This window comes from Streptomyces corchorusii, from assembly GCF_001514055.1.
GTDB lineage: Bacteria > Actinomycetota > Actinomycetes > Streptomycetales > Streptomycetaceae > Streptomyces > Streptomyces olivaceoviridis.
Genome location: NZ_KQ948351.1, coordinates 819,509 through 844,018, shown reverse-complemented (window position 1 = coordinate 844,018; position 24,510 = coordinate 819,509). Strand labels below are relative to the sequence as shown.

25 protein-coding genes and 1 tRNA gene are annotated in these 24,510 nt (G+C 72.6%); 12 read left to right on the top strand and 14 right to left on the bottom strand.

Features of this window, described 5'->3' with window-relative positions; all coding sequences use genetic code 11:
• The first annotated feature begins 175 nt into the window (after positions 1-175).
• Positions 176-1,345, top strand: coding sequence for a steroid 3-ketoacyl-CoA thiolase (locus tag AQJ11_RS03920; RefSeq protein WP_059261842.1), 1,170 nt, complete (start codon positions 176-178; stop codon positions 1,343-1,345).
• A gap of 84 nt (positions 1,346-1,429) precedes the next feature.
• On the opposite strand, the gene AQJ11_RS49115 is transcribed toward AQJ11_RS03920, so the two are convergent.
• Complete coding sequence (locus AQJ11_RS49115; protein ID WP_159061641.1) at positions 1,430-2,422, bottom strand: hypothetical protein; 993 nt, start codon at positions 2,420-2,422, stop codon at positions 1,430-1,432.
• A 588-nt stretch (positions 2,423-3,010) separates the two neighbouring features.
• Here AQJ11_RS49115 and proP point away from each other — a divergent pair.
• Positions 3,011-4,402 carry a glycine betaine/L-proline transporter ProP gene (gene proP, locus AQJ11_RS03910; protein WP_014672434.1) on the top strand — a complete coding sequence of 464 codons (1,392 nt, stop codon included), beginning with the start codon at positions 3,011-3,013 and terminating at the stop codon, positions 4,400-4,402.
• Between the two features lie 98 nt (positions 4,403-4,500).
• Positions 4,501-5,172, top strand: a complete 672-nt coding sequence (locus AQJ11_RS03905) for an O-methyltransferase (RefSeq protein WP_014672435.1) — start codon at positions 4,501-4,503, stop codon at positions 5,170-5,172.
• Between the two features lie 28 nt (positions 5,173-5,200).
• On the opposite strand, the gene AQJ11_RS03900 is transcribed toward AQJ11_RS03905, so the two are convergent.
• Positions 5,201-5,593 (bottom strand): FHA domain-containing protein, encoded by a 393-nt coding sequence (locus AQJ11_RS03900; RefSeq protein WP_058080367.1) that lies wholly within the window; start codon positions 5,591-5,593, stop codon positions 5,201-5,203.
• Positions 5,594-5,704: 111 nt separating this feature from the next.
• On the opposite strand from AQJ11_RS03900, the gene AQJ11_RS03895 reads away from it, so the two are divergent.
• Entirely contained in the window at positions 5,705-6,145 is a 441-nt protein-coding gene (locus tag AQJ11_RS03895) for a DnaJ family domain-containing protein (RefSeq protein WP_175252137.1), read from the top strand.
• Here the strand turns inward: AQJ11_RS03895 and AQJ11_RS52345 are convergent.
• Together AQJ11_RS52345 and AQJ11_RS03885 are read right to left on the bottom strand one after the other, a co-directional pair.
• Positions 6,134-7,174, bottom strand: a complete 1,041-nt coding sequence (locus AQJ11_RS52345) for a chromosomal replication initiator protein DnaA (RefSeq protein ID WP_341846272.1) — start codon at positions 7,172-7,174, stop codon at positions 6,134-6,136. The genes AQJ11_RS03895 and AQJ11_RS52345 overlap by 12 nt on opposite strands.
• A gap of 5 nt (positions 7,175-7,179) precedes the next feature.
• Positions 7,180-7,860: a hypothetical protein gene (locus AQJ11_RS03885; RefSeq protein ID WP_058080368.1), complete on the bottom strand. Its 681-nt coding sequence runs from the start codon at positions 7,858-7,860 to the stop codon at positions 7,180-7,182.
• Positions 7,861-7,996: 136 nt separating this feature from the next.
• Here AQJ11_RS03885 and AQJ11_RS03880 point away from each other — a divergent pair, with 136 nt between their 5' ends.
• A complete protein-coding gene (locus AQJ11_RS03880) occupies positions 7,997-8,515 on the top strand; it encodes a GNAT family N-acetyltransferase (protein ID WP_014672440.1) in 519 nt (172 codons plus the stop codon).
• Here the strand turns inward: AQJ11_RS03880 and AQJ11_RS03875 are convergent.
• Positions 8,508-10,547 (bottom strand): MDR family MFS transporter, encoded by a 2,040-nt coding sequence (locus AQJ11_RS03875; protein WP_059261840.1) that lies wholly within the window; start codon positions 10,545-10,547, stop codon positions 8,508-8,510. The genes AQJ11_RS03880 and AQJ11_RS03875 overlap by 8 nt on opposite strands.
• 128 nt (positions 10,548-10,675) lie before the next feature.
• Here AQJ11_RS03875 and AQJ11_RS03870 point away from each other — a divergent pair, with 128 nt between their 5' ends.
• The gene (locus tag AQJ11_RS03870; protein WP_059261839.1) at positions 10,676-11,584 is read left to right on the top strand and encodes a peptidoglycan-binding domain-containing protein; all 909 of its coding nucleotides are present in this window, start codon (positions 10,676-10,678) and stop codon (positions 11,582-11,584) included.
• A gap of 62 nt (positions 11,585-11,646) precedes the next feature.
• On the opposite strand, the gene AQJ11_RS03865 is transcribed toward AQJ11_RS03870, so the two are convergent.
• Both AQJ11_RS03865 and AQJ11_RS03860 read right to left on the bottom strand, forming a co-directional pair.
• On the bottom strand, positions 11,647-12,315 hold the full coding sequence (locus tag AQJ11_RS03865; protein ID WP_014672444.1) for an HAD-IA family hydrolase: 669 nt from the start codon (positions 12,313-12,315) through the stop codon (positions 11,647-11,649).
• A 200-nt stretch (positions 12,316-12,515) separates the two neighbouring features.
• Positions 12,516-13,097 carry a TMEM165/GDT1 family protein gene (locus AQJ11_RS03860; RefSeq protein WP_014672445.1) on the bottom strand — a complete coding sequence of 194 codons (582 nt, stop codon included), beginning with the start codon at positions 13,095-13,097 and terminating at the stop codon, positions 12,516-12,518.
• A gap of 382 nt (positions 13,098-13,479) precedes the next feature.
• On the opposite strand from AQJ11_RS03860, the gene AQJ11_RS03855 reads away from it, so the two are divergent.
• Positions 13,480-14,124, top strand: a complete 645-nt coding sequence (locus tag AQJ11_RS03855; protein ID WP_014672446.1) for an HNH endonuclease family protein — start codon at positions 13,480-13,482, stop codon at positions 14,122-14,124.
• 10 nt (positions 14,125-14,134) lie between these two features.
• On the opposite strand, the gene AQJ11_RS03850 is transcribed toward AQJ11_RS03855, so the two are convergent.
• From AQJ11_RS03850 to AQJ11_RS03840, 3 genes are all read right to left on the bottom strand, one after another.
• A complete protein-coding gene (locus AQJ11_RS03850; RefSeq protein ID WP_014672447.1) occupies positions 14,135-14,746 on the bottom strand; it encodes a DedA family protein in 612 nt (203 codons plus the stop codon).
• Positions 14,747-14,884: 138 nt separating this feature from the next.
• Entirely contained in the window at positions 14,885-15,340 is a 456-nt protein-coding gene (locus AQJ11_RS03845; RefSeq protein WP_014672448.1) for a DoxX family protein, read from the bottom strand.
• 534 nt (positions 15,341-15,874) lie between these two features.
• Positions 15,875-16,105, bottom strand: coding sequence for a DUF2277 domain-containing protein (locus tag AQJ11_RS03840; protein WP_167360845.1), 231 nt, complete (start codon positions 16,103-16,105; stop codon positions 15,875-15,877).
• A 92-nt stretch (positions 16,106-16,197) separates the two neighbouring features.
• On the opposite strand from AQJ11_RS03840, the gene AQJ11_RS03835 reads away from it, so the two are divergent.
• Positions 16,198-17,097 (top strand): ketopantoate reductase family protein, encoded by a 900-nt coding sequence (locus AQJ11_RS03835; RefSeq protein ID WP_059261837.1) that lies wholly within the window; start codon positions 16,198-16,200, stop codon positions 17,095-17,097.
• Between the two features lie 168 nt (positions 17,098-17,265).
• Positions 17,266-17,607 (top strand): hypothetical protein, encoded by a 342-nt coding sequence (locus tag AQJ11_RS03830; RefSeq protein WP_059261836.1) that lies wholly within the window; start codon positions 17,266-17,268, stop codon positions 17,605-17,607.
• Between the two features lie 46 nt (positions 17,608-17,653).
• Here AQJ11_RS03830 and AQJ11_RS03825 read toward each other — a convergent pair.
• A tRNA-Val gene (locus tag AQJ11_RS03825) sits at positions 17,654-17,725 on the bottom strand.
• Positions 17,726-17,936: 211 nt separating this feature from the next.
• Here AQJ11_RS03825 and AQJ11_RS03820 point away from each other — a divergent pair.
• From AQJ11_RS03820 to AQJ11_RS03810, 3 genes are all read left to right on the top strand, one after another.
• Positions 17,937-18,707: a DUF4097 family beta strand repeat-containing protein gene (locus AQJ11_RS03820; protein ID WP_059261835.1), complete on the top strand. Its 771-nt coding sequence runs from the start codon at positions 17,937-17,939 to the stop codon at positions 18,705-18,707.
• 74 nt (positions 18,708-18,781) lie between these two features.
• Positions 18,782-20,176, top strand: coding sequence for a coiled-coil domain-containing protein (locus tag AQJ11_RS03815; protein WP_059261834.1), 1,395 nt, complete (start codon positions 18,782-18,784; stop codon positions 20,174-20,176).
• A 79-nt stretch (positions 20,177-20,255) separates the two neighbouring features.
• Positions 20,256-20,888 (top strand): DUF4383 domain-containing protein, encoded by a 633-nt coding sequence (locus AQJ11_RS03810; RefSeq protein ID WP_059261833.1) that lies wholly within the window; start codon positions 20,256-20,258, stop codon positions 20,886-20,888.
• Here AQJ11_RS03810 and AQJ11_RS03805 read toward each other — a convergent pair.
• The 3 genes from AQJ11_RS03805 to AQJ11_RS50720 all read right to left on the bottom strand — a co-directional run.
• On the bottom strand, positions 20,876-21,979 hold the full coding sequence (locus AQJ11_RS03805) for an amidase domain-containing protein (protein ID WP_059261832.1): 1,104 nt from the start codon (positions 21,977-21,979) through the stop codon (positions 20,876-20,878). The genes AQJ11_RS03810 and AQJ11_RS03805 overlap by 13 nt on opposite strands.
• 187 nt (positions 21,980-22,166) lie before the next feature.
• On the bottom strand, positions 22,167-23,462 hold the full coding sequence (locus AQJ11_RS03800; RefSeq protein WP_014672456.1) for a polysaccharide deacetylase family protein: 1,296 nt from the start codon (positions 23,460-23,462) through the stop codon (positions 22,167-22,169).
• A gap of 43 nt (positions 23,463-23,505) precedes the next feature.
• Positions 23,506-24,510 (bottom strand): penicillin-binding transpeptidase domain-containing protein (locus tag AQJ11_RS50720; protein WP_279616935.1); only part of this gene is annotated, 1,005 nt, incomplete at its 5' end.

Genomic DNA, 24,510 nt, shown 5'->3' with positions numbered 1-24,510 from the left:
GTTCTACAAGCCGCGAGGGGTACGGCGCCCCCAATCGGCGCGGAAGCCGCACGGATCCCACCCTCGACACCTGCAAGACCCTTGCGGTGACGGTCGTCACGTCAGCAGACTGCTGAACAGAACTAGAACGCGTACTAGTTCTGGAGGAGAGCCCTCTCGGAGAGGACCCGCACCCATGGCCGCCGAACCCGTGATCGTCGAAGCCGTCCGCACCCCGATCGGCAAGCGCGGCGGCGCGCTCGCCGACCTGCACCCCGCCCACCTCCTGGGCGAGACCTACCGTGAACTCCTCGGCCGCACCGGCATCCCCGCCGACGCCGTCGAGCAGATCGTCGGCGGCACGGTGACCCACGCCGGCGAGCAGTCCATGAACCCCGCGCGCACGGCCTGGCTGACCATGGGACTGCCGTACGAGACGGCGGCCACGACGGTCGACTGCCAGTGCGGGTCCTCGCAGCAGGCCTCGCACATGGTGGCCAACATGGTCACGGCGGGCGTGATCGACGTCGGGATCAGTTGCGGCGTCGAAGCGATGTCCCGGGTCCCGCTCGGCTCCGGCTCCAAGCACGGCCCCGGCAAGCCGTTCCCCGACGAGTGGAACGTCGACCTCCCCAACCAGTTCGAGGCGGCCGAGCGCATCGCCCGCCACCGGGGCCTGACCCGCGAGAACGTCGACGCGCTCGGCCTGCGCTCCCAGGAGCGGGCGGCCGTGGCCTGGGCGGAGGAACGCTTCAAGCGGGAGACCTTCGCCGTGCAGGTGCCCACGACGGAGGAGGAGCAGTACGCCGGACAGGGCATGTGGCGCCTGGTCGACAAGGACGAGGGCCTGCGCGACACCTCCCTGGAGGCGCTTTCGGGCCTGAAGCCGGTGATGCCGAAGGCCGTGCACACGGCCGGCAACTCCTCCCAGATCTCCGACGGCGCGGCGGCGATCATGTGGGCGTCCAAACGGATGGCTCGCGCCCTGAGGCTGAAGCCGCGGGCGAGGATCGTCGCCCAGGCCCTCGTGGGCGCCGACCCGCACTTCCACCTGGACGGCCCGATCGACGCGACGCGCGCGGTGCTGGGCAAGGCGGGCATGTCCCTGAAGGACATCGACCTCGTCGAGATCAACGAGGCCTTCGCCTCCGTCGTACTGAGCTGGGCCCAGGTCTTCGAGCAGGACCTGGAGAAGGTCAACGTCAACGGCGGCGCGATCGCCCTCGGCCACCCGGTCGGCGCGACGGGCGCCCGCCTGATCACGACGGCCCTGCACGAACTGGAGCGCACCGGCAAGGAGTTCGCGCTCATCACCATGTGCGCGGGCGGTGGGCTGGCGACCGGGACGATCATTCAGCGCCTGTAGACGCCCCGCTCACTTGACTTCGCTGAACGGAGGAGCCCCCGCCGCCAGGCGAGGGCTCCAGGCGCCGAGACGCACTCAAGCTGTTCACACGGCGGGCGTCTGCACGCTCCCTTCGGGCACGGTCTGGGTGCCCTCGTTGTTGGGCGCGGTCTGGGTGCCCTCGTTGTTCGGCGCGGTCTGGGTGCCCTCGTTGTTCGGCGCGGTCTGTGTACCCGGAGCGTTCTGCGTACCGGGAGCGTTCTGCGTGCCCGGCGCATTCTGCGTACCCGGAGCATTCTGCGTGCCCGGCGCGTTCTGCGTGCCCGGCGTGTTCGGAGCGTTCTGCGTGCCCGGCGCATTCTGTGTCCCCGGAGCGTTCGACGTACCCGGCGCATTCTGCGTACCCGGAGCATTCTGCGTGCCCGGCGTGTTCGGAGCGTTCTGCGTGCCCGGCGCATTCTGTGTCCCCGGAGCGTTCGACGTACCCGGCGCATTCTGCGTACCCGGAGCGTTCGGCGCGTTCGGCGCGTTCGGCGCGTTCTGCGTGCCCGAATTGAACGACCCGTTGATGTTCGTGTTCGTGTTCGTGTTGGTGTTATTGGTGATGTTACTCACGCTGTTGGTCGTCTGGTTGACGACTTGATTCACCACCGACGCCGGCAGACCGAGGCTTTGCGCCTTGGCCTGTGCGGCCGCCACACCCTGTGCCTTGGCCTGCTGCGGGGTGGCGCCCCGGTTTATCGCCGCTTGCGCGGCGGCCGATCCGGCCGCCACAGCCTCGGACGCCTGCCCCGAATTCCCCGTGGCGGACGAGGACCCTCCCGCGCCTCCCGCGCATGTCACGGAACCTACGGAGAAAGGCCCGGTTCCCGAGACGGACGTCGGTCCGATACTGCCACCGGAAGACGAATTCACGCTTTCCCCGCCGGGCGAGACGGTGAAATTTCCGTTGGCGGCGAAGCCGTTGCCCGTCAGGCTCCCGCCTGAAACGCGACAGCTTTGGTTCGGGACAGCGGAGGCCGACTCCATCGCGCCGACCGTCATTCCTCCGACCAGCACAGCCATGGCGGCGGCGCTCAGTACTGATTTCCCTCGCATGAAGCTCTCCTTCGCTGGGGCCGTGATTCAGCGACCGGAGACGTTTCCGTCCGGATAACAGCACGCTAACTCCGCTACCCTGCCGGTGCATCTAGGCTTGCAGGCACCAGCCACGGGCATTAGCCTGCCTCAACTCCCCGCGAGTCGGCCTCATTTCTGTTTAGCGCACAAATTCCTCGTTCACACGCAGGGACGCCTTCGGGGCCAGGACGACGGCGATCTGCCGTACGGCGGGGATCACAGCGCGAACCGGGTCGCGCGCAGCCGCGCTGCGACCGCCGCTCTCCCCCTCTGCCGATTCACCTAGCTTTGGCCTCTTTTGCCCGAAATCCCGTGGTCCGGGGTGCGGCCGGTTCCGTGTCGGTTCCGTGCCCGGGGCGCGACAAGGATCACACTCCGCCGCCGGCATGGCACCGCGTGAGGGGGCAGACGTACCTGCGTATACGCCCTTTGGCTGCACTGTGCATCGATGTGCATGCAGGACGTAAGGGGCGGAACTCCGCCTATGGTCGATTTTCGGCCCGTCGTACGCCACTGTCGCCGTCCGGGTCCGTCCCTGTCCCCGTCGAAAGGTAGGCGAGCCCCGTTTTGGCGACCGCTACCACCGCCTCAGCCCTCACCCCGCCCTTCAAGCCGCGGCGGGCCGCCCAGGCCCGTTCCGCCCGCGACGTGACCGTCACCGACCCCGCGCTCGTCAAGCGCGCCGTGAAGGCGGCGGCACTCGGCAACGCGATGGAGTGGTTCGACTTCGGCGTCTACAGCTACATCGCCGTCACCCTGGGCAAGGTCTTCTTCCCGTCCGGCAACCCGACCGCCCAGCTGCTGTCCACGTTCGGCGCCTTCGCGGCGGCCTTCCTGGTCCGTCCGCTCGGCGGCATGGTCTTCGGCCCGCTGGGCGACCGCGTGGGCCGGCAGAAGGTCCTCGCGGTCACGATGATCATGATGGCGGCGGGTACGTTCGCGATCGGCCTCATCCCCTCGTACGCGACGATCGGCGTCGGCGCGCCGCTCCTGCTGCTCGCCGCCCGTCTGGTGCAGGGCTTCTCCACCGGCGGTGAGTACGCGGGTGCGACGACGTTCATCGCCGAGTACGCGCCGGACAAGAAGCGCGGCTTCCTCGGGAGCTGGCTGGAGTTCGGCACGCTCGCCGGCTACATCGGCGGCGCGGGCCTGGTCACGCTCATGACCGCGCTGCTGTCCTCGGACGACCTCATCTCGTGGGGCTGGCGCATCCCGTTCCTGATCGCGGGCCCGATGGGCATCATCGGCCTGTACCTGCGGATGCGGCTGGAGGAGACCCCGGCGTTCGCGGCGGAGGTCGAGAAGGCGGAGGCGGCCCGGCCGAAGGTGCCGCTGCGCGAGATGATCACCGGCCAGTGGAAGTCCCTGCTGCTGTGCATGGGCCTGGTCCTGGTCTTCAACGTGACCGACTACATGCTGCTGTCGTACATGCCGAGCTACCTCACCAGTGAGCTGAAGTACGACGAGACGCACGGGCTGCTGGTCGTGCTCGGTGTGATGGCCCTGATGATGATCGTCCAGCCGTTCGTGGGCGCGCTGACCGACCGGGTCGGCCGCCGGCCGGTGATCGCGGCGGGCTGCGCGGGCTTCCTGTTCCTGTCCGTCCCGGCCCTGCTGCTGATCCGCGAGGGCAGCCTGCTGGCCGTGGGGCTGGGCATGGGCGCGCTGGGTCTGCTCCTGGTGTGCTTCACGGCGGCCATGCCGGCCGCGCTGCCCGCCCTGTTCCCGACACGCGTGCGGTACGGGTCCCTGTCGATCGGGTTCAACGTGTCCGTGTCGCTGTTCGGCGGTACGACTCCGCTGGTCGTGACCGCGCTGATCGGGGCGACCGGGAACATGATGATGCCCGCCTACTACATGATGGCCGCGGCCGTCGTGGGCGGTGTCGCCGTGTGGCGGATGTCGGAGTCGGCGGGGCGCCCGCTGCCGGGTTCCGCGCCGTCCGTGGAAGGCCGCTGAGGGGCGCCCCGGCCGCCATGCCCCGCGGGCAGTCGTACCCATCCGCGCCGTCGGCTGCGATCATCGAGGGAGGACACTCGGGAAAGGCAGCTGGGGCTATGAGCGGGTCGCGGGTCTGGGACGACGTAGACGACTACTTCATCAACACGCTCTCACCGGACGACGAGGTGCTGCGCGCGGCCCTGCGCGACAGTGATGCCGCCGGGCTGCCCGCCATCGCCGTCACGGCGGCGCAGGGCAAGTTCCTCCGGCTGCTCGCCGAGCTCCAGGGGGCGCGGCACATCCTGGAGATCGGCACGCTCGCCGGGTACAGCACGATCTGGCTGGCCCGCGCGCTGCCGGAGGACGGCAGGCTGATCTCACTGGAGTACAGCGCCAAGCACGCCGAGGTGGCCGTCCGGAACATCGCCCGGGCGGGCCTGGACCGGATCGCGGAGGTGCGGGTGGGCCCGGCCCTGGAGTCCCTGCCCAAGCTCGCCGACGAGAACCCGGCCCCCTTCGACCTGGTCTTCATCGACGCGGACAAGGCCAACAACCCGCACTACGTGGAGTGGGCGCTGCGGCTCACCCGCGCGGGCAGCGTGATCGTCCTGGACAACGTGGTGCGCGGCGGCCGGGTGGCCGACGCGGGCAGCACCGAGCCGGACGTGGTCGGCACCCGTGCCGCGCTCGAACTGATCGCCTCGCATCCGCGGTTGACCGGTACGGCGATCCAGACCGTCGGCAGCAAGGGGTACGACGGGTTCGCGCTGGCCCGGGTGCTCGGCTGAGGCCGCTCGGGCCGAGGGCCGCGCCGGTTCAGAGCTCGTGGTAGAAGCCGACGTTGACGCTGCGCGGCGCGGTGCGGTCCTGGATGACGATCTCGCCGGACCCGCCGTGCGGCAGCGGGACGGTCGCGCCGTAGCCGAGGGGCTGCGCGTACTCCCCGACGGTGAGCCGGACCTCGGAGGCCGGGTCGGGCTGGGAGCCGCGCAGCCAGGTCAGCTGCCAGGCGCCGTCCGGGCCGCACAGGAACTCCAGGTGGACGCGGGAGACGAACAGCCAGTCGTCGGGGGTGACCAGCCGGCACGCCGCCCCGTCCCGGCCGATCCGCAGCACGGCGCCGGGCTCGCTGGGCGCCTCGGCCATCGTCATGCCGGCGGTGGCGCCCGCGTCCGCCCCGGAGACGGCGGCCATGGTGAGTTCGAGCACGAGGTTCCCCCTGAGACGTCCTGTGCGGTGGCTTGGTCGCGGCGGGCCGGGTGCCGTACCGCCGCCGCATGATAAAACGCCCGGCGGGGTCCCGTCCGGCACAATGGGTTCATGACCGAGCGAAAGCCACCGGGGGTCCCGTTCGAGTCCTGGGTGGACAAGCAGATCCGCGACGCTCAGGGGCGCGGGGAGTTCGACCGGTTGCCGGGAGCGGGGGCGCCGCTGCCCACGGAGGTCGACTCCACGTACGACGAACTGTGGTGGGTCAAGCGGAAGCTGGTCCGTGAGGGGCTGGCGGTACTGCCGCCCGCGCTGGCGCTGCGCAAGGAGGCGGAGGACGCGCTGGAGGCGGCGTACGCGGCGCCCTCGGAGCGGATCGCCCGGAAGATCATCGAGGACGTCAACGTCCGGATCAAGGACATGATGTTCAAGCCGCCGCCCGGTCCGCCGCTGGGGAAGAAGCCGTACGACGTCGAGGAGGTCGTACGCGAATGGCGGCAGCGCAGGGCTGCCGCCAGGGGGGACGGGGGCGTGCCGGGCTCAGCCGTGTAGCAGCCGCCCGGCCAGCTCCCGGTAGTCGCGCAGGGCGAGTCGCAGTTGCTCGGTGTCGGTCTCGGCGCCGGGGCCGCGGCCCTCGGTGCCCTCCCAGGACATCCGCAGGGTACGGCGGCGGCGCGTGACGGCCTCGGTGAACCGCGCGGCGATCTCCTCCAGCGCCCGGTCGGCCTGTTCGACGGCCTGCCGGGGCTCGTCCACGAACCCGGTGACCACCTCGCGCAGCCGCCGCTCCCACTGCTCCGCCTCCTCGTGCGGCAGCAGCGGGGCGCCGGTTCCGGAGGGTGCGGTGGCGGCCGTCCCGACGGTGCCGGCGGCGCCGCTGCCGGGTGCGGCCGTGCTGCCCGGCGCGGTCGGCCAGGTGTCCGCGGCCCGCGCCTCGGTCATCCGGGACTCGCGCCCGCTGACCTCACCGACGGACGGCGCTCCGAGCCCGTTGTCCGGCATCACGCCTTCCTCCTCCCCGGCCCACTCGGGGCCACCGGCGTCCCTGTCGCGTCCGCGGTACGTCTGCGACGCCCGCCCCTGGGCGCCGGGTGTCTCCGGACCCAGTTCCTCCGTGCCGGGCCGCAGCCCCTCGGAGCCGTGGCGCGGGCCGTCGCCTGGGGAACCGGGGCCCTTGGCCGCTCCCGGCACCGCGGACCCGGCGTCCCCGGACACGTCAGGCGCGGGGCTCCCCGCCGGACCCGGGGACGGCTGAGGCGTGTCCTGCGGGGTGCGGTCGTCCCCGGTCAGCCCCTCCCGGCCGGGACCGGCCGAGCCCGGGAGCCGTCCGCTCTCGCTCTCGCCCGGAGTCCGGCCACCCGCGTCCGGAACCCCGGCGCCGGCCGGCCGGCGTGCTCCCGGTTCGCCGGGCAGCCGTTCCTCCGGCAGGGGCCTTCTCGGGGACCGGCGGCCGGGGGCCGCGTCGCCCGGTGCCCATTCGTCCCGCTGTTCCGACTCCTGCTCCGGCGTCCACTCGTCCCCACGCGAGAGGCGTTGCGGGCGGTGCCGGTCGCCGCCGGAGCCGCTCGTCCTGTCCGTCATGGCGTTCAGCTCTCCTTCGGTCGGCTCCGGTGCAGAGCCCACGGCGTGTGGGAGCGGGCGTGGGAGCGGGTCGCGGCGGGCGGCGTCGAGCGGCCCGTGCCGGCGGGGGCGCGGTGCCGCCCGGACTCGGCGCTGGTCAGGTCCTCGAAGAGGGCACGGGCGCCGAGCAGCGCCGACCGCATCTCCTCGGTCCCCGCGCCGGTCCCGTCCGCTCCGGTGCCGGCGGCGGCGTGCGCCACCCGGTGCACCTGGCGGTAGCCGTCGACGTGGTCGGCGTGGTGCACGGAGAGCGCGGCGAGCTGCTCCTCGTAGCGTGCGCCGTCGGGGTAGCCGCGTGCGGCGGCGAGTTCTCCGATGAGGAGGTCGGCCTCGGCCACCGCCTGGCGGGGCGAGTCGACGAAGTGTTCCTGCACGGCCGTCCAGCGGTCGGCGTACCGCTGCCGCTCGGCGCCGTCCAGCGGCCGTTCCCGCAGGTCTCCGTGGCGTTCGAGGCGCTCGGTCAGCTCCCGTTCGGCGGCCGTGGTGTCCCCGTCGTGCAGGGCCACGGTCCGCTCGTACTCGGGCCCGAAGCGCCGCTTCAGGTTCGGGCCGCCGCGCCGGGTGCGGCCCCGCACGGTCAGCGCGACGGCGCCGAGCACCACGACCGCCGCGATCACGATCAACAGAATGATCAGGCCTGTGGACATGGTTGCCTTCCGGTCGGACCGGCCCCGCTGGCCGGTTCTCCTTTCGGGTGACCCGGAAGTTCGCCCACAAACGGCTCCCCGCCCCGGCTCGGCCCCGCCATATCCGGTTGCGGAGGGGGCGGGGCGGCTCCCGACAATGGCCGGCATGACGTGGACGATCGCTCCGGAACCGTACGACTCCCCGGCCGCCGTCGCGCTGTGGCGGGCGTACTACACGGAGGTCAGCGACCGCTGGTACCTGCTGCACGAGGGGCGTCGCACCGATCCGGAGGAGCTGGAGCGGGAGATCGCGGCCCACAGCGGTGCCGACCTCGCGCCCCCGCGCGGGCAGTTGCTCGTCGGGCGGTACGGCGGCACGCCGGCCGGTTCGGCGGGCGTGCGGTCGCTGGACCCCGGCACGGCCGAGCTGACCCGGGTGTTCGTGCTGCCCGAGCTGCGCGGCCGGGGCGGGGCCCCGCTCCTCGTGGCCGCCGCCGAGGAGGCCGCCCGTGCTCTCGGCGCCCGGCGGATCGTCCTCGACACCCGCGGCGACCTGGTCGAGGCCCGCGCCCTGTACGCCCGCCTCGGCTACACGGAGACCGCCCCGCACAACACCGACCGGTACGCCGAACACTGGTTCCGCAAGGAGCTGCTGCCGGCGCGCGCCGTCAACTGATCTTCGTCACCGTGCCGTTGTGCGGGCGTTCGCGTTCGGCGCCGCAGAGTTCCCCGCTGAGGTCGCGGACCAGTTCGGTGAGATCGGCCGAGCAGCCGGGGTGCCACCAGTCGCCGAGCAGTTCGGCCAGGGACTCCTCGCGGGCCGTGGCGAGCCGTTCGGCGACCTCGCGGCCGGCGTCGGTCAGGACCAGGTCCAGGCCCCGGCGCTCGGCGAGCCGCCGTTCCTCGACCTGGCGGGCGGCGGCCATGACGGCCTGGAGCGGGACCGGGCTGCGCTCGGCGAGCACCGCCGGTTCCACGGAGCCGTAGCGGCGGATGCGCAGCAGCATCCAGCTGGCGGCGGGCAGCAGGTCGTACCCGGCCCGTTCGGTGATCTTCCGGTAGATCTCGCGGCGGCCCTCGCGGGTGCCGAGCACGGACAGGGCGCGGCACACCTCGTCGTAGGAGGAGCGCTGGACCGGGTTGGGCGGGATGGTCTCGGAGACGTCGGGCGCGGTGACCGAGCCGCGCAGCCGGTCCTCCTTCAGCAGCCAGGCGAGCAGGAAGCCGAGGAGGGCGACGGGCGCGGCGTAGAGGAAGACGTCGGTGATGGCGGACGCGTAGGCGTGCAGGGCGGCCGGACGCAGCGGGGGCGGCAGGGCGGCGATGCCCCGGGGGTCGGCCTTCAGCGCGCCGGGGGTGGCGCCGGGCGGCAGGCGTACGCCCCGGAAGGCGTCGGTGAGCTTGTCGCCGAGGCGGCTCGCGAAGACGGTGCCGAAGATGGCCACGCCGAAGGAGGCGCCGATGGAGCGGAAGAAGGTGGCGCCGGAGGTGGCGACGCCGAGGTCCTCGTAGGAGACGGCGTTCTGCACGATGAGCACCAGGACCTGCATGACGAGGCCGAGGCCGGTGCCGAAGACGAAGAAGCAGACGCTCATCACGGCGGTCGAGCTGTGCTCGTCGAGCCGGTGCAGGAGCAGCAGGCCGAGGGTGGTGACGGCGGTGCCGGTGATCGGGAACACCTTCCAGCGGCCGGTGCGGCTGACGATCTGCCCGGAGAGGGTGGACGACAGCAGCAGGCCGAACACCATCGGCAGCATGTGGACGCCGGACAGGGTCGGGGAGATGCCGTGGACGACCTGGAGGAAGGTCGGCAGGTAGGTCAGCGCGCCGAACATGGCGAAGCCGACGATGAAGCTGATGACGGCGGCGAGGGTGAAGGTGCGGATCCGGAACAGCCCCAGCGGCAGGACCGGTTCGGCGGCCCGGCGCTCGACGGCGACGAACGCCACGGCGAGGACGACGCCCAGGACGGCGAGCCCGATGATCTGTGCCGATCCCCAGGGCCAGGTGGTGCCGCCGAGGGAGGCGACCAGCACCAGGCAGGTGGCGACGGCGGCGATCAGGAAGGTTCCCAGGTAGTCGATGACGTGGTGGGCGGTGCGGCGCGGGATGCGCAGGGCGGTGGCGATCACGGCGAGCGCGATCACGCCGATGGGCAGGTTGACGTAGAACACCCAGCGCCAGCTGAGGTGTTCGGTGAACAGCCCGCCGAGCAGCGGTCCGAGCACGCTGGTCGTACCGAAGACGGCGCCGAACAGGCCCTGGTAACGCCCGCGTTCGCGCGGCGGCACGAGGTCGCCGACGATCGCCATGGACAGCACCATCAGCCCGCCGCCGCCCAGGCCCTGGAGCGCCCGGAAGGCGATGAGCTGGGGCATGTCCCGCGCCATGCCGCACAGCGCCGATCCGATCAGGAAGATCACGATGGCCGTCTGGAACAGTCGCTTGCGGCCGTACTGGTCACCGAGTTTGCCCCACAGGGGGGTCGCGGCGGTCGAGGCCAGCAGATAGGCGGTGACGACCCAGGAGAGGTGCTCCAGGCCGCCGAGGTCGCTCACGATCGTCGGCAGCGCGGTCGCCACGATGGTCTGGTCGAGCGCGGCGAGCAGCAGCCCGAGCAGCAGCGCGCCGATCGGCACCAGCACGCTGCCCGGGACGTGTTCGCCGCCGCTCACGCCCTTCGCCGTGCCGTGCGTCTCCAGGGCCATGGAACCTCCCGGGGTCGGGTACATCTCCTCCATGGTGATCGGTGTCACCGCTTATGGCCTGCCGAGTGCTGCGGATCTGGAGGAAATCCGCATAATCTCTGGAGTTCCCGAGGGGAGGGGACACACGCGTGACGGGAGAGCGGGGCACCACGTGCCCGGAGTGCGGGACGCCGAGGGGGCCGGACAACACGCCGTCGTGCGACTGCACGGCGCGCGTGTCGGAGGCGCTGCGCGAGACCCGCACGGCCGAGGCGGCCGCGGCGGAGGACTTCGACCCGCTGCGGATACGGCCGTACGTGGAGGTGCGGCCGGCCCCCGAGGAACCCCCGCCCGCACCCCCCGCCGGGACCGCTGCGCCGCCTGGTCCGCGGCTGCCCGTATCACCGCTCGGCCCGGCGGCGGAACCGGACGCGCCCGCGGCCGGAACCGAGGCCGGCCGGCCCCGGCGCCGCTCCCGCCGCACGGTCCTGCTGGCCGCCGGGGGCGCGGGGGTGGCCGTCGTCGCGGTGGCCGGTTCCGCGCTGTTCTCGTACCAGGCGCCGGTCCGGGGCCGGGCGGCCCAGGAGGTCAGGGAGAGCGTCCCGGAGACGACGACACGGGCACCGTCCTCGGCGACGGCCCCGGCTCCCCCGGTGACACCCCGTCCACCGCTGCCCTCCCCCTCGGCGACGGCCGACCCGAGCCCGTCGCAGGGCTCCGCCTCGCCGTCCCCGACCGCGACCCCGACGGCCTCCGCGAGCGCCTCCCGCGCCGCCGCCTCACCGACCCCGTCCACGACGCCGTCGGGCACCCCGGGCACCACGCCCGCAGAGCCACCGGTCCTGCGACGCGGTGACACGGGCCCGGAGGTCACCGAGCTCCAGCAGCGCCTGCGCCGGCTGAACCTCTACGGCGACCGGATCGACGGCGTCTTCACCCGCGCGGTCGAGGACGCGGTGCGCAACTACCAGCTGGCCCGGGGCATCATGGGCGACGGCCTGGGAACGTACGGCCCGGCGACGCGCAGGAGTCTGGAGTCGGAGACGCCGGAGCCGTAGCGGCCCCAGGGGGTGCGGGGCCGCCGCGCGGGCGCGCACGGCCACGGCGCGGGACCGGGCCGTCAGCCGATGTGCAGCCGGATCCCCCCGCCGGCCACCGCCTCGACCCGCACCTGCGTGAGATCCCGCACCGCCACGTCCGGCTCGTGGAACACCGCGCGCGACCCGACCCCCACCACGCGCATCCCGGCGGCGCGCCCCGCCGCGATCCCCGCGCCGGAGTCCTCGAAGACGACGCAGTCGGCCGGGTCGACGCCCAGTTCGGCGGCGCCCTTCAGGAAGCCCTCGGGGTCCGGCTTGCTCGCGCCGACCGACTCGGCGGTGACGCGGACGGCCGGCAGGGGCAGCCCGGCGGCGTTCATGCGGGCGGTGGACAGGGCGACGTCGGCGGAGGTCACCAGGGCGTGCGGGAGCCCCTCCAGCGAGGAGAGGAAGGCCCGCGCGCCGGGGATCTCGATCACGCCGTCGGTGTCGGCGGTCTCCTCCGCGAGCATGCGGGCGTTGTCGGCGAGGTTCTGCTCCACCGGCCGGTCGGGGAGGAGGACGGCCATGGAGGCGTGGCCCTGCCGGCCGTGCACGACCTTCATCACCTCGTCGCCGTCCAGCCCGTGCCGCTCGGCCCAGCGCCGCCAGATGCGCTCGACCACGGCGTCCGAGTTGACGAGGGTGCCGTCCATGTCGAGCAGGAGGGCGCGGGCGGTGAGGACGACGGGTGTGGCGGTGGCCGGCATCGGCAGCTCCAGGAACGGGAGGACCCGGGTCGGGGGGACGTCGGGTGGGACAAGGCGGCCCCGCCCGCCGGTCAGGGAAAACGGGCGGGAGCCACTTTGTTTCTCCACGGTACAAAACCAGCCCGCGTTCCCGCCACCACCCCCGGCGGGCAGTCACCCGGCGTTCGGCCCGGACCGACCGCACGGCCGGGCCGTCCCGGTCAGCCGCGCACGGCCTCCCACAGGCTCCACACGCCGAGCGCCAGCATCAGCAGCGCCGCGATCTGCGTGATCAGCCGCAGCGGCACCCGCTTCATCAGGGCCTTGCCGCCGACGATGCCGAGTCCGGCGACGGCCCACAGGCCCAGCACCGCGCCGAGGCCGACGGAGATCGGGTCGTCGTAGCGGGCGGCCAGGTTGGCGGTCATGATCTGGGTGAGATCGCCGAACTCGGCGACCAGGATGAGCATGAAGCCGGTCCCCGCGACCTTCCAGAACGACTGGTCGGCGGGCTTCTTGACCTCTTCGTCCTCCTCGCCCTTCTTCAGCAGGAGCATCGCGGCCCCGCCGAGGAAGAGGACGCCGGTGACGGCGTGCACGATCTGCTGCGGCAGCAGGGTCAGCACGCTGCCGGCCGCGACGGCGAGCACGACGTGCAGCAGGAAGGCGGCGGCGACGCCCGCGAAGACGTACGAGGCGCGGTAGCGGGTGCCGAGGACGAGGCCGGCGAGCGCGGTCTTGTCCGGCAGTTCGGCGAGGAAGATGACGCCGAAGACGAGCGCCGTCACGGTGATGCTGATCAAGGTTCCTCAATCGGTCGGGCTGCCCCGCCGAGAGTGCGGTACGTCATGCGATGACACCTCGGCACGGCAGCGCACTCGGCGCCCGCGCCGGGGGGCACGGGCGTGCACTGCTTGCCGAAGGTCTCGCTGGCGGACCCGGTGAAACACGGTCCGCCTCCGGGCGCCGGCTCAGGCTCGCTGAGCAGTATGTCGACGGTCCGGCGAAGAGCTACTCCCCTTCTGCGCTTCCCATCGTAAGGGATGTGAAAGTTCCGCCGTCAACCTTGTCGTGACATGCGCACGTCACTAACTTCTTACCGAGCGCTCACCCCCCGGCAACTCCGCCCCGCGAGCATTCCCTCGCTCGCGCTCCAACACCGCCACCCCACAAGGGAGTTCACGCATGCCGAAGTTCTACGCGCGTCGACGGACGAGCATACTCGCGGCCCTCACCGGCCTGATAGCCTCCGTCGCCCTGTTCAACTCCCCGAACGCCTCCGCGGCCCTCCCCACGCCGGTCAGCGGCGCCACCGCCCGCAGCTACCTCTCCCAGCTCACCGTGGCCACCGAGAACCGCACCGGCTACAGCCGTGACCTCTTCCCGCACTGGATCACCATCAGCGGCGCCTGCAACACCCGCGAGACGGTCCTCAAGCGGGACGGCTCGAACGTCGTGACCGACTCCTCCTGCGCCGCGACCAGCGGCAGCTGGTACTCCCCCTACGACGGCGCCACCTGGACCGCAGCCGCCGACCTCGACATCGACCACCTCGTGCCGCTGGCCGAGGCGTGGGACTCCGGCGCGAGCAAGTGGACGACCGCGCAGCGGCAGGCGTTCGCGAACGACCTCACCCGGCCCCAGCTGATCGCCGTCACCGACAACGTCAACCAGGCCAAGGGCGACCAGGACCCGGCCACGTGGGTGCCGTCCCGGTCGGCCTACCTGTGCACGTACGTGCGGGCGTGGGTGCAGGTGAAGTACTACTACAACCTCTCGGTCGACTCCGCCGAGAAGAGCGCGCTGACGAACTACCTGGCCGGCTGCTGAGCCGGGGCGCTCAGGAAACGGGGCGGCGGCGCATCAGGAAGGCCGCTGCCGCGCCCGCGCCGAACAGGGCCGCCACCGAGACGCCCGTGGCCAGCCAGGTCGCGCCCAGCCACTGGGCGCCGTAGTAGCCGAGGGCCACGCTGTAGGCGGCCCAGGACAGGCCGGCCAGGGCGGACCAGGGCAGGAAGTCGCGCACCCGGCGGTGGGCGGCACCGGCGCAGAAGGAGACGACCGAGCGGCCGGCGGGGGCGAAGCGGGCGAGGACGACCAGCGCGCCGCCGCCGCGGGACAGGGCGTCACCGAGGCGTTCCTGCGCGGTGGTCAGCCGCCGGGAGCGGGCTATCGCCCGGTCCAGCCGCTCCCCGCCGCGCCAGGCCAGCCGGTACGCCACCAGGTCGCCGAGGACGGAGGCGGTCGTGGCGGACAGGATCAGGGCCAGGATGTCCGGCACCTCGTGCGGGACCTGGCCCGCCGCGCCCGAACCGGCCGCCGCCGCCGTGCCGGCCGTGATGACGAGCACCCCGCTGGGCAGGACGGGCAGGAACACGTCGAGCAGGACCGACACGGCCACCACGGCATAGATCCACGGCCCGGCCGCCAGCGACCCCACGCTCTCGAACACCACGACTCCCGACACTCCCCCGTTGACAGCCATACAGCGTACGCCGGGGGTGTGACAGAAGGTGCGCGGGGGGCTAGCGGGACGATCACGGACGGTTCAACGGGCGGCGGGCCGTCACACGGCCCGCCGGCCGGGCCGTCAGGCGGCCACCGGGGACTGCTCCGGCGCGCGCTCGCCGTCCTCCGCCGCGCGGCGGACGAGGAGCCGGTCCAGGCCGAAGGCGCCGGAGCCGGTGAAGACGAGCAGGAAGAACGCCCAGCAGAACAGGGCCGACAGCTCGCCGCCGTTCTGTATGGGCCACAGGGCGGCCTGCTGGTGGACGTCGAAGTAGGCGTACGCCATCGAGCCGGAGGCGATCAGCGCGGCACCGCGGGTGCCGAGGCCGAGCGTCACCAGGGCGCCGGCGACCAGTTGGATCACGGCCGCGTACCAGCCGGGCCAGGTGCCGGTCGCGATGGTGCCGCCGTCGGTGCCGGCGGCGCCGCCGAGGACGCCGAACAGGGAGGCGGCGCCGTGCACGGCGAAGAGCAGGCCGAAGACGATGCGGAAGAGCCCGATCACATAGGGCTGAGCGGAATTGAGGCGTGCGGACATGGGGACGTCTCCTCTTCGGTGACGGTCGGGCCGGCCGGGGACGAAGGCCGGTCGTGGGGCGGCGGTACCGAACAGGTGACCTAGGTTAGGGGCGCCTAATGAATACTTGCAAGTTCAACATTCGGCCACGGCGGCGCCCCCGCTCGCGGCCCGGCGCCGGGCACCGCGCCCCGCGGCACGGTCCGCGCCACCGCGTCGGCGTCCGACGGCGTGACCGGGTCCCCCCTGGGCGGGCGACCGCCACGGGCACAGAGGGCACGTCTTCCGCGAGCTTCCCGGAAGCCAACATCGCTACACATGCGCACCTTTGACGGGCCGTCACGCCGTACGGCCGCCCCGGCCACGTCCAGCCCACCTGTCTCATAACCGTCCCCGGCGCGCGGTCGGCAGCCCCTTCGGCAACGCCTCCGCCGTGCGCCGCGGACCGGGCTCCGGGGCCGCGCCTCCATGAGCGGGATCACACACCGGGCACGCCGACGGACGGGCGGCCGGCGCCACCGGCCGGCCGCCGCGACCCCGGCACCCTTCGGGGCGCTACCCCCCTCGCCGCACCGACTGCCCCCGCACCTCCAGCTCCCCGAGCAGCTCCGCCGTGGCCCGCGCCACCGCTCGCACCGCCTTGTCGAAGGCCTCGCGGTTGTGGGCGGCGGGGGCCCGGAAGCCCGAGACCTTCCGCACGTACTGCAACGCGGCCGCGTGGATGTCCTCGTCCGTGGCCTCACCGGGCAGCACGGGCGGACGCAGCGTCTTGATGCTCCGGCACATGCGCCCAGTCTCGCGCAGCCCGCCGTGCACTGCGATGATCTGCGCGAAGGCGGCCACCGACACCCGGGGCCGACCGTCGAGAGGACAACGTCATGACGCACCCCCTCACTGTGGCCGTCCTCGGCCCCGGCGGCACCGGCGGCCTGCTCGCCGCCCTGCTGTCCCGCTCCGGGCACCGCGTGATCTGCCTGGCCGGCGAGGCCACGGCCGACGCCCTGCGCGCTACCGGCATCACGGTCCGCAGCCCGCAGTTCGGCGACTTCACGGCCGCCGTCGAGGCGGACACCGAACTGCGCGAGCCGGTGGACGCCTGCCTGGTCACCGTGAAGCACACCGCGCTCGGCGCCGCCCTGACCCGGGTCCCGCCCGCCGTCCTCGGCGACGCCCTGGTCGTCCCGCTGCTGAACGGCGTCGAACACCCCGGGACCCTGCGCGCCCGCTACCGTCCCGACCGGGTCGCCCCGGCCGTGATCCGCGTGGAGTCCACCCGGATCGCCCCGGGCGTGATCGAGCACGGCAGCCCGTTCACGGAGATCGACCTCGCCGGGGACGCCGTACCCCGCGCCCGGCTCGACGCGCTGGCCGCCCACCTGACCGCCTGCGGTACGACCACCAGCGTGGCCGGGGACGAGGCGGCGGCCCTGTGGGCCAAGATGGCGTTCCTCGCCCCGTTCGCCCTGCTCACCACCCGGTACGGCGTCCCGCTCGGCGTCGCCCGCACCCGCCACCGGGACGAACTCCAGGCGCTGGTCGCGGAGACCACCGCGGTCGGCCGTGCCTGCGGCGCCCCGGCCGACCCGGCCCGGGCCCTGGCCCGGTACGACGCCTTCCCGCCCGCCGCCAAGTCGTCCATGCAGCGCGACGCCGAGGCGGGCCGCCCACTCGAACTCGACGCGATCGGCGGGGCGTTGCTGCGCGCGGCCGAGCGGCACGGGGTACCGGTGCCGGTGACGGCACGGCTGGTCCGGGAGCTGCGGGACCCCGCCTCCTGATCCGGCGCCGACCGCCCCGGCCCCGCCGGGGAGCCCAGGGGCAGGGGCGGTCGGCGATCACGCGCTCGCCGGACACCGGGCGCCCCGCGCCACCCGTTCGGCTGAACCTCCCCCCTGACCCCATGGACGGCCTCGCCCTCGTAAATCGAACAGGCGTAGCATTGCCGCGTGGCTACGACCTATGAATTCCCCAGTGACCTCCTCGCCGGCCAGGAGGAGCTGCATCAGGTCCGGGCCGAGCTTTCGGCCCTGCTCAAGCGGCTGCCCTGGTCGGTCGAGCCGATGGACGGCTTCAGTGACGACACCGGCTGGCGCAAGGTGGAGCGGCCCGCGTCCCCGGGCTGGACCGAGGACGAGCAGGCCGAGGTGGAGAAGCTGCGGCGGCGCGAGCACGAGCTCACGGTCTTCGTCAGCACGCACCGCTTCTGGGCCGAGGTCGCGGCGGCGGACCGCGTGGAGGCCCGCTCCCGGCTGAAGCACGTCCACGAGACGGCGGCGGAAGGGGAATAGGGCAAGGAAACGGCCCCTCGGAGGCTGCTCCGAGGGGCCGGACCGGTGGGCGCGGACGGTTTCGAACCGCCGACATCCTGCTTGTAAGGCAGGCGCTCTACCCCTGAGCTACGCACCCGGGACAGGCCGACAGCCTACCTTGCCCGAGCGGCTGCCCTGCAAACCCGACAGGGGGGTTAACCCCACCCCCGTTCCGGGAGGCCGCCGGATCGTCGGGGCGGGCCCGCGGGCCCTAGCGTCGGCGGGGACCGAAGCACCCCGGCGCCGGGTCCCGCGCGCCGGAATCAGACCGGTTCACGCCGCGGAGCCGGTTCAGGGGGAGACATCACATGGTCCGTTCGCTCTCGTTCCGCGCCGCCCGGCCGGCCGTGCTCGCCGGTGCGCTCCTCGCGGGGCTCACCGCCTGTGGCGCCTCCGCCGGCGACGACGCCCATCCGGATCACCGGTCCTTCGCACTGCACGGCCGTACCCTCACCGTCGACTCCGACGACTCGGCGCTGGAGATCGTCGCCGCTCCGGGGCAGAAGGCCGGCACCGTCGGGGTGACCCGCTGGTTCGAGGGGTCCGTGGTCGCCGGCGGCGAACCCGAGGTGCGGTGGTCCATGGACGGCGACCGGCTCGTGCTGCGGGTGCACTGCTCCGGCCTCATCGCCGACTGCTCGGCCCGGCACCGGATCGAGGTGCCGCGCGGGGTCGGCGTCACGGTCGTGAACGAGGACGGCGCCGTGCGGGCCTCCGGGTTCCGGGACGCGGTCAGCATCCACGTCAGCGACGGCGCCGTGCGCGTCACCGACACCAGCGGCCCGCTGGACCTGCGTGCCGACGACGGCTCGGTGCGCGCGGTGGTCTCCTCGCGCCGGGTGAAGGCCGCCACCAGCGACGGCTCCGTGGACGTCGAGCTGACCGGCCCGCCGGACCTGGTCGACGTCCGCAGCGACGACGGATCGGTGACGGTGGGCCTGCCCAAGGGCGCCTACCGGGTGTCGGCGGGGGCCGACGACGGGTCGGTGACGGTGTCCGTGCCCCGCGACGACAGCAGCCCGCACCGGGTGTCGGCGCACACCCAGGACGGGAAGGTCACGGTGCGCACGGCGAACTGACCGGCCCGTGTGTTCGTCTTCAACGGGTGGGAGAATGACACCACCCAGGGCGGACCACAGCACGGGAGAGGGATGTGACGGCGACACCGGGCACGCCAGCCAGCCAGCCGTACCCGCCGCCGTCCCCCGCACGCGCCCGGCGCGGCCCCTCCCCGCTGCGGGACGCCCTCGCGACTCTCGGCCTGCCGGTGCTGGCCGCGCTCGTGCTGCCCGCGGCCTTCGCCGGCGGCGGCACCCGGCGCTGGTTCGGCGGGCGGGCGGAGAGCCACCGGGCCGACGCGCAGGCCGCGAAGGACGCGGCGGCGACGGCGTTCTACGAACTCGACACCGCGCAGCGGGATCTGCGGATCTCGGTGGAGACCATCTCGGCGGTGGACGACTCCCCCGCCGCCCGGCGGGCCGTGTCCGACTTCGAGGCGCTCGGACGCCGGATCGACGAGGCCAGCCGACGCTACATCCAGGCCGTGGACGCCCACGACCTGGACCGGCACGATCTGGAGGCCGGCACGGCGGCGCGGGCGCGGACCGAGCTGACCGCGGCCAAGGACGAGCTGGACCGGGTCCGGCAGGAGCTGGACCGGTTCGGGAGCTCGCTGGAGCCGCTGCTGGGCAAGGCGGAGACGCAGCTGGCCCGGCTGGCGCCCGCCGTGGAGCGGGCCCGGCAGTCACTGCTGGCGGCGAGCAACGCCCTGGACGCCGTACGGCAGCGGAACCTGCGGGCCGACGAACTGGCCGCGCGGCTGGCGGCCCTGTCGCCGGAGCTGACCAAGCTGAACCAGGGCGCCGGGCGGCACGGGGTGCAGGCGACGCTGGAGCGGGCCGAGCGGGTGCAGCGGGAGGCCGGGGCGATCCTGGCGGAGGCGGAGCGGCTGCCGGAGCGGGCGGCCGAGACCGACCACCGGCTGGTCAGCCTGCGCACCAGGGCCCAGGCGCTGACCACGCGGGCCGGGCAGGTGGAGCCGGTGCTGAGCGAGCTGCGCCGCCGCTTCACCGCCGCCTGCTGGCAGGACCTCCAGCATGTGCCGGAGCAGGCCGCGGAGAACGTACGGCAGGCCGAGCTGAAGCTCCGGGAGGCGCAGGCGGCGCGGGACGCCCAGCACTGGGCGGACGCGACCTCGCTGCTGTCGACCGTGCGCGCCCTGCTGAACGCCACCGACGAGGCGGTGTCGGCCGCCGGTGACCGGCTGGGCAGGCTGAACGCGGTGCAGAAGGATCCGCAGGCGGAGATCGAGCGGACCCGGTTCGCGATCCGGGACGCCCAGCGGCTGGCCATGACGGGCCGTACGACCCCCGATCCGCGGCACGCCCGGCCGCTGGACGACGCGGTGGCCCGGCTGGAGCGGGCGATCGGCGCCCTGGAGGGACGGCACCCGGACTACTGGCACTTCCTCACCGAGACGGAAGGGGTGCGGCAGACGGTGGCGCGGGTGGTGGCGCAGATCCGCGAGGAGCGCGGCGCCGGGCACTGACGTGTGTGTTGCCGGGTGCCGTGCGGCAGCGGATATTAAGAGGACGGATGGCCTCCGCTAGCGCCCGAGGGAGGCGGACATGGCCACACACGCGGTGCACACGAGGAAGGCCGAGGAACGACGGCCCCGGCTGGACGACCACCTGCCCGTCGACCACCGGCTCAACCAGGTCTACCGGATCGGTGCCGGCCTCATCGGCGGATTCCTGGTCGCCTTCGGCATTCTGGGCCTGCTCAACCACATCGGCTTCTTCGACACCGGCGGCAACACGGTCGCCGGGCTGAACTCCAACGGCTCGCTGAGTGTGCTGTCGATCTGCATCGGCGCCGTGCTGCTGGTCGGCATGGTGATCGGCGGGAACCTCGCGTCGACCCTGAACATGGTCCTCGGCGTGCTGTTCCTGCTGAACGGCTTCCTGTTCCTCGGCCTGCTGGACACCGACAGCAACTTCCTGGCGTTCAAGATCCAGAACGTGTTCTTCAGCTTCATCGTGGGCCTGCTGCTGATGACCTTCGGCATGTACGGCCGGGTCGGTCACAACCTGCCGCACGACAACCCCTACTGGCGGGCCCGCCACCCCGACGCCTCCCCGCAGGAACAGCGGACGCCGCCCGAGCAGCCGACGCGGCAGGAGCGGCGCCCGCGGGACGGACAGCGGGAGGTGCAGGAGCAGCGGGGCCCGCGGCAGCCTGGACCGGGTCAGGTCCTGTAGGCGTAGAACGCCGCGTTCGGGTACGAGGCGACGAGGCTGGCCACCGACCGGTTGTACGTGTTGGTCGAGTGGTAGCTCACGTACGGCACGCCCCGGCTGTCCCGGTACGTGACGATCATCGAGTGGTCCTTGGACCCGTCCCGGTTGAAGTCCATCTGGAGCACGTCGCCGAGGTCCATCTGGTAGACGTTGGCGAGGCTGGTGGCGCGCTTCGAGGACAGGGCGAACCAGGAGAACTCGTTGACGCCGACGAACGAGTCCGACTGGATGTCGGCGGTGCCGAACCACTTCTTCCAGTCGTACGTGTAGCCGGGCACGTGCTTCCAGCCGCCGGCCTTCAGGACCTGGCTGACGAAGTTGGTGCAGTCGCCGCCGGCCCCCTGCCCGTTGAAGTCCGGGTAGGCCGGGTTGTACTTGTTCCAGTACTTCTGCGCGTACGCGACCATGGCCTTGTAGTCGTAGCCGGTCGCGGAGAAGTCCTTCTTGTTGACCGGTGCGGGCCAGGTGGTGGCGGCGCGGGCCGCGGAGGGCGGGCCGTCGTCCGCGGTGGCGGTCTTCACCGAGGTGACGGCGGGCTTGGCGACCTGGTTCACCGCGAGGTAGCCCTCGTCGGTGTCCCGGATGCCGGTGAGCTGCCAGGTGCCGTGCCGGTCGGCCTGGAAGGTCAGCTCGTGGTGGGCCTGGAAGCCGGTCGACTTCGGCCCCTTGGCGGTGGCCTCGCCGTAGGTCAGCGACGTGGTCTCGGTGACGGCGACCTTGGCGTGCCGGCCCTTCACCCGGGTCGCGTCGAGCGTGACCTTGGTGCTGCCCGCGCGGTACGTCTCGCCCAGCCGGGCCAGCCGGCCGCGGCGGTCGCGCAGCTCGTCCAGCGCGGACTTCTCCTGGCGGGTCTGCCCGCCGGACAGGCGCACGGAACCGGAGAAGCCGGACGTGTGCCGGGTCTCCGCCTTCCCGGCGCCCTCCACGAGGGCCTGCGTGCGGTCGGTGAAGACCGCGTCGGCCAGCCGCTGGAAGGTCGCCTTGGTCGCCGCGTCCACCGTCGGGTCGTCGGTCACCGCCGCGCCCGCGCTCCAGTTGGGCACCAGGGCCACGCCGGCGACCACCGAGGCGGCCGCGGCGGTGACTATGGCCGTGCGGCGCCGCCCACGGCTCAGTCTTCTAGATTTCAATGATGTTCCCCTCTACGCCGGTACACCTACCGGGCGAGGGGCATCTTCGCACGCCGTGTGCGTCGGTTGTGAAGGGGGTTGCACAAGTGGAATCCCCAGTGCGCGCCCGTCACTTGACGACCGTGGACCAGTCGGGCGACTGGGCCGGGTCGAGGCTGCGCAGGGCGGCCAGGGTCTGCGGCTTCTGCGCGTCGAGCCAGTCGGCCAGCTCCTTGAAGGACACGCACTTGACGCCCTCCTTGGTGCAGACGTTCTTGACCACCTGGTCGATGGACTTCATGTAGATGCCGCCGTTCCAGTCCTCGAAGTGGTTGCCGATGAACAGCGGGGCCCGGCTGCCGTAGTACACCCGGTTGAAGCCGGCCATGTAGGAGTCGACGGTCTGCTGCTGCCACTGGGGGAACTTGGCCGGGTCGCCCTGGGTCTCACCCTCGGACTGGTTGTAGAGGAAGTTGAAGTCCATGGACAGGCCCTGGTACTTGCCGCTCTCGTACGGCAGCATCTGGAGCGGGAAGTCCCATATGCCCTTCTTCTTCGAGGGCCATATCTGGAAGTCGCCCGGTGAACTGGCGTCGTAGCGCCAGCCGTAGCTCTTCATGGCCTTCAGCAGGTTCGGCTGGCCCTCCAGGCAGGGCGCCCGGCCGCCGGTGACCTCCTTCTTGAAGTCGAAGGGCAGCGGCGCGAGGTCCTTGAAGCCGGTGTTGGTCTTCCAGTGCTCCACGAAGGAGTAGAACTGGTCGATCTCGCTCTTCCACTCCTCGACGCTCCAGTCGCCGCCGCCCTTGGCGCCGCAGAAGTGGCCGTTGAAGTGGGTGCCGATCTCGTTGCCGTCCTCGTACGCCTTGCCCAGCTGCTCCACCGTGGCGCGGATGTGGTCGTCGGTGGCGTAGTCGATGGCCGCGTCGCCCGGGGAGTGCATGGGGCCGTGGTACAGGGACTTCTTGCTCTTGGGCAGCAGGTAGATGCCGGTGAGGAAGAAGGTCATGTGGGCGTTGTACTCCTTGGCCAGCTCCCGGTAGTGCGAGAACAAGTGGTCGCTGCCCTCCAGCGCACCGTCCCAGGAGAAGACCACGAACTGCGGCGGCTTCTCACCGGGCTTGAGCGGCACCGGCTTCAACTGCCCCTTCTGCGGCCCGGTGTAGGAGGTGGAGCCGTCCCCCAGCACCTTGGTCCTGCCGTCCCACTCCGGGGTCGGACTGGCCTTCGGCGCGCTCTTCTGCCTCTTGCCGGCCGCGGCGGCCGGTGTGCTGTTGCCGTCCGTGCCGGACAGCGCCAGGAACCCGGCGACCAGCGAGGCGACGACGAGGAGGGCGGCCAGCGTCAGGACCTGCGGCCGGGTGGCGCGGGGCGCACTGCGGCTGCGGGGGGCTCGGCGGCGGCCTGACGACGACATCTTGCGGGGCATGCGCGGCTCATTCTGCGGAAGGGGAGGGGGTACGGGCCCCGGCTCAGCCGAGACCCGTCGCTGCCGACCAGAGGGCATACGGGACGCTGTGGGCGGACGAGCCGGCCAGGCCCTTGAGCGGCAGTGGCTCCAGGGACTTGGCCAGGTCGATCCGGTAGACGACGATCGCGGTGGACACGGAGTCGGCGGTGCCGACGTACCAGGCGGCGGTGTCCTTGTCGGTGGTGCCGGCCTTCCCGGACACCCCGGCCCGGCCGGCCGCCGCCTCCGGATGGGCGGTGCGGAAGGAGTCGGTGAGCGCCTGCGTGACCTCCTCGGCCACCTTGGCGCCGACCGCGCGCTTGGGGCGCGGGGTGGCCAGGGCGACCGGGGAGCCGTTGCGGGTGATCCGGCGCACCGAGTACGGCTCGGTGTGGTTGCCGCCGGCGGCGAAGGTGGCGTAGCCGCCGGCCATCCGGATCGCGCTGGGGGTGGAGTTCCCCATCGACAGGGCCGGGACCCGGGGGCCGATGCTGGAGGACAGCAGCCCGGACGCCACGGCGGTCTGGCGCACCTTGTCCAGGCCGGTGTCCATGCCCAGCTGCATGAACGGCGTGTTCACGGAGCGGGCCATGGCCTCGCGCAGGCTGATGTCCCCGTACGACCGGCCGCCGTCGTTGTGCGCGGTGACCTTCTTGCCGCTGCGGTCCCAGTACGGCCCCTCGGGGGTGGTGACGGGCACCCCGTCGTCGCCGTCGTAGACGCTGTCGGGGGTGACGGGGGTGGCGGGTCCGCCGCGCGTCTTGTGCACGCCGTGTTCGAGCCCGGCGGCGTAGACGAACGGCGTGAACGCGGTGCCGGCCGGGACGGTGGTCGCGTTGGACTCGTTGTAGCCCTGGGTACGGTGGTCGGGGCCGCCGTAGACGGCGAGGATCCGGCCGTCCGCGGCCACCGAGGCGGCGCCGTAGTGGCCGTCCTTCGCCGCCGCCGGGTTGTCCCGCCGGGCCTGCTTGCGGGCCTTGGTGACGGCGTCGGTGAGGGCCTTCTCCCGCTTGCGGTCGAAGGTCGT

What these genes read in the sequence shown, in the direction of transcription:
- AQJ11_RS03875 (WP_059261840.1), bottom strand. Translation starts at nt 10,547, where the DNA reads ATGGCCCTGGAGACGCACGGCACGGCGAAGGGCGTGAGCGGCGGCGAA.
- AQJ11_RS03865 (WP_014672444.1), bottom strand. Translation starts at nt 12,315, where the DNA reads ATGCCGGCCACCGCCACACCCGTCGTCCTCACCGCCCGCGCCCTCCTG.
- AQJ11_RS03885 (WP_058080368.1), bottom strand. Translation starts at nt 7,860, where the DNA reads ATGTCCACAGGCCTGATCATTCTGTTGATCGTGATCGCGGCGGTCGTG.
- AQJ11_RS03810 (WP_059261833.1), top strand. Translation starts at nt 20,256, where the DNA reads ATGGCCACACACGCGGTGCACACGAGGAAGGCCGAGGAACGACGGCCC.
- AQJ11_RS03855 (WP_014672446.1), top strand. Translation starts at nt 13,480, where the DNA reads ATGCCGAAGTTCTACGCGCGTCGACGGACGAGCATACTCGCGGCCCTC.
- AQJ11_RS52345 (WP_341846272.1), bottom strand. Translation starts at nt 7,174, where the DNA reads ATGACGGACAGGACGAGCGGCTCCGGCGGCGACCGGCACCGCCCGCAA.
- AQJ11_RS03905 (WP_014672435.1), top strand. Translation starts at nt 4,501, where the DNA reads ATGAGCGGGTCGCGGGTCTGGGACGACGTAGACGACTACTTCATCAAC.
- AQJ11_RS03920 (WP_059261842.1), top strand. Translation starts at nt 176, where the DNA reads ATGGCCGCCGAACCCGTGATCGTCGAAGCCGTCCGCACCCCGATCGGC.
- AQJ11_RS03840 (WP_167360845.1), bottom strand. Translation starts at nt 16,105, where the DNA reads ATGTGCCGGAGCATCAAGACGCTGCGTCCGCCCGTGCTGCCCGGTGAG.
- AQJ11_RS03800 (WP_014672456.1), bottom strand. Translation starts at nt 23,462, where the DNA reads ATGCCCCGCAAGATGTCGTCGTCAGGCCGCCGCCGAGCCCCCCGCAGC.
- AQJ11_RS49115 (WP_159061641.1), bottom strand. Translation starts at nt 2,422, where the DNA reads ATGCGAGGGAAATCAGTACTGAGCGCCGCCGCCATGGCTGTGCTGGTC.
- AQJ11_RS03880 (WP_014672440.1), top strand. Translation starts at nt 7,997, where the DNA reads ATGGCCGGCATGACGTGGACGATCGCTCCGGAACCGTACGACTCCCCG.
- AQJ11_RS03835 (WP_059261837.1), top strand. Translation starts at nt 16,198, where the DNA reads ATGACGCACCCCCTCACTGTGGCCGTCCTCGGCCCCGGCGGCACCGGC.
- AQJ11_RS03845 (WP_014672448.1), bottom strand. Translation starts at nt 15,340, where the DNA reads ATGTCCGCACGCCTCAATTCCGCTCAGCCCTATGTGATCGGGCTCTTC.
- AQJ11_RS03820 (WP_059261835.1), top strand. Translation starts at nt 17,937, where the DNA reads ATGGTCCGTTCGCTCTCGTTCCGCGCCGCCCGGCCGGCCGTGCTCGCC.
- AQJ11_RS03895 (WP_175252137.1), top strand. Translation starts at nt 5,705, where the DNA reads ATGACCGAGCGAAAGCCACCGGGGGTCCCGTTCGAGTCCTGGGTGGAC.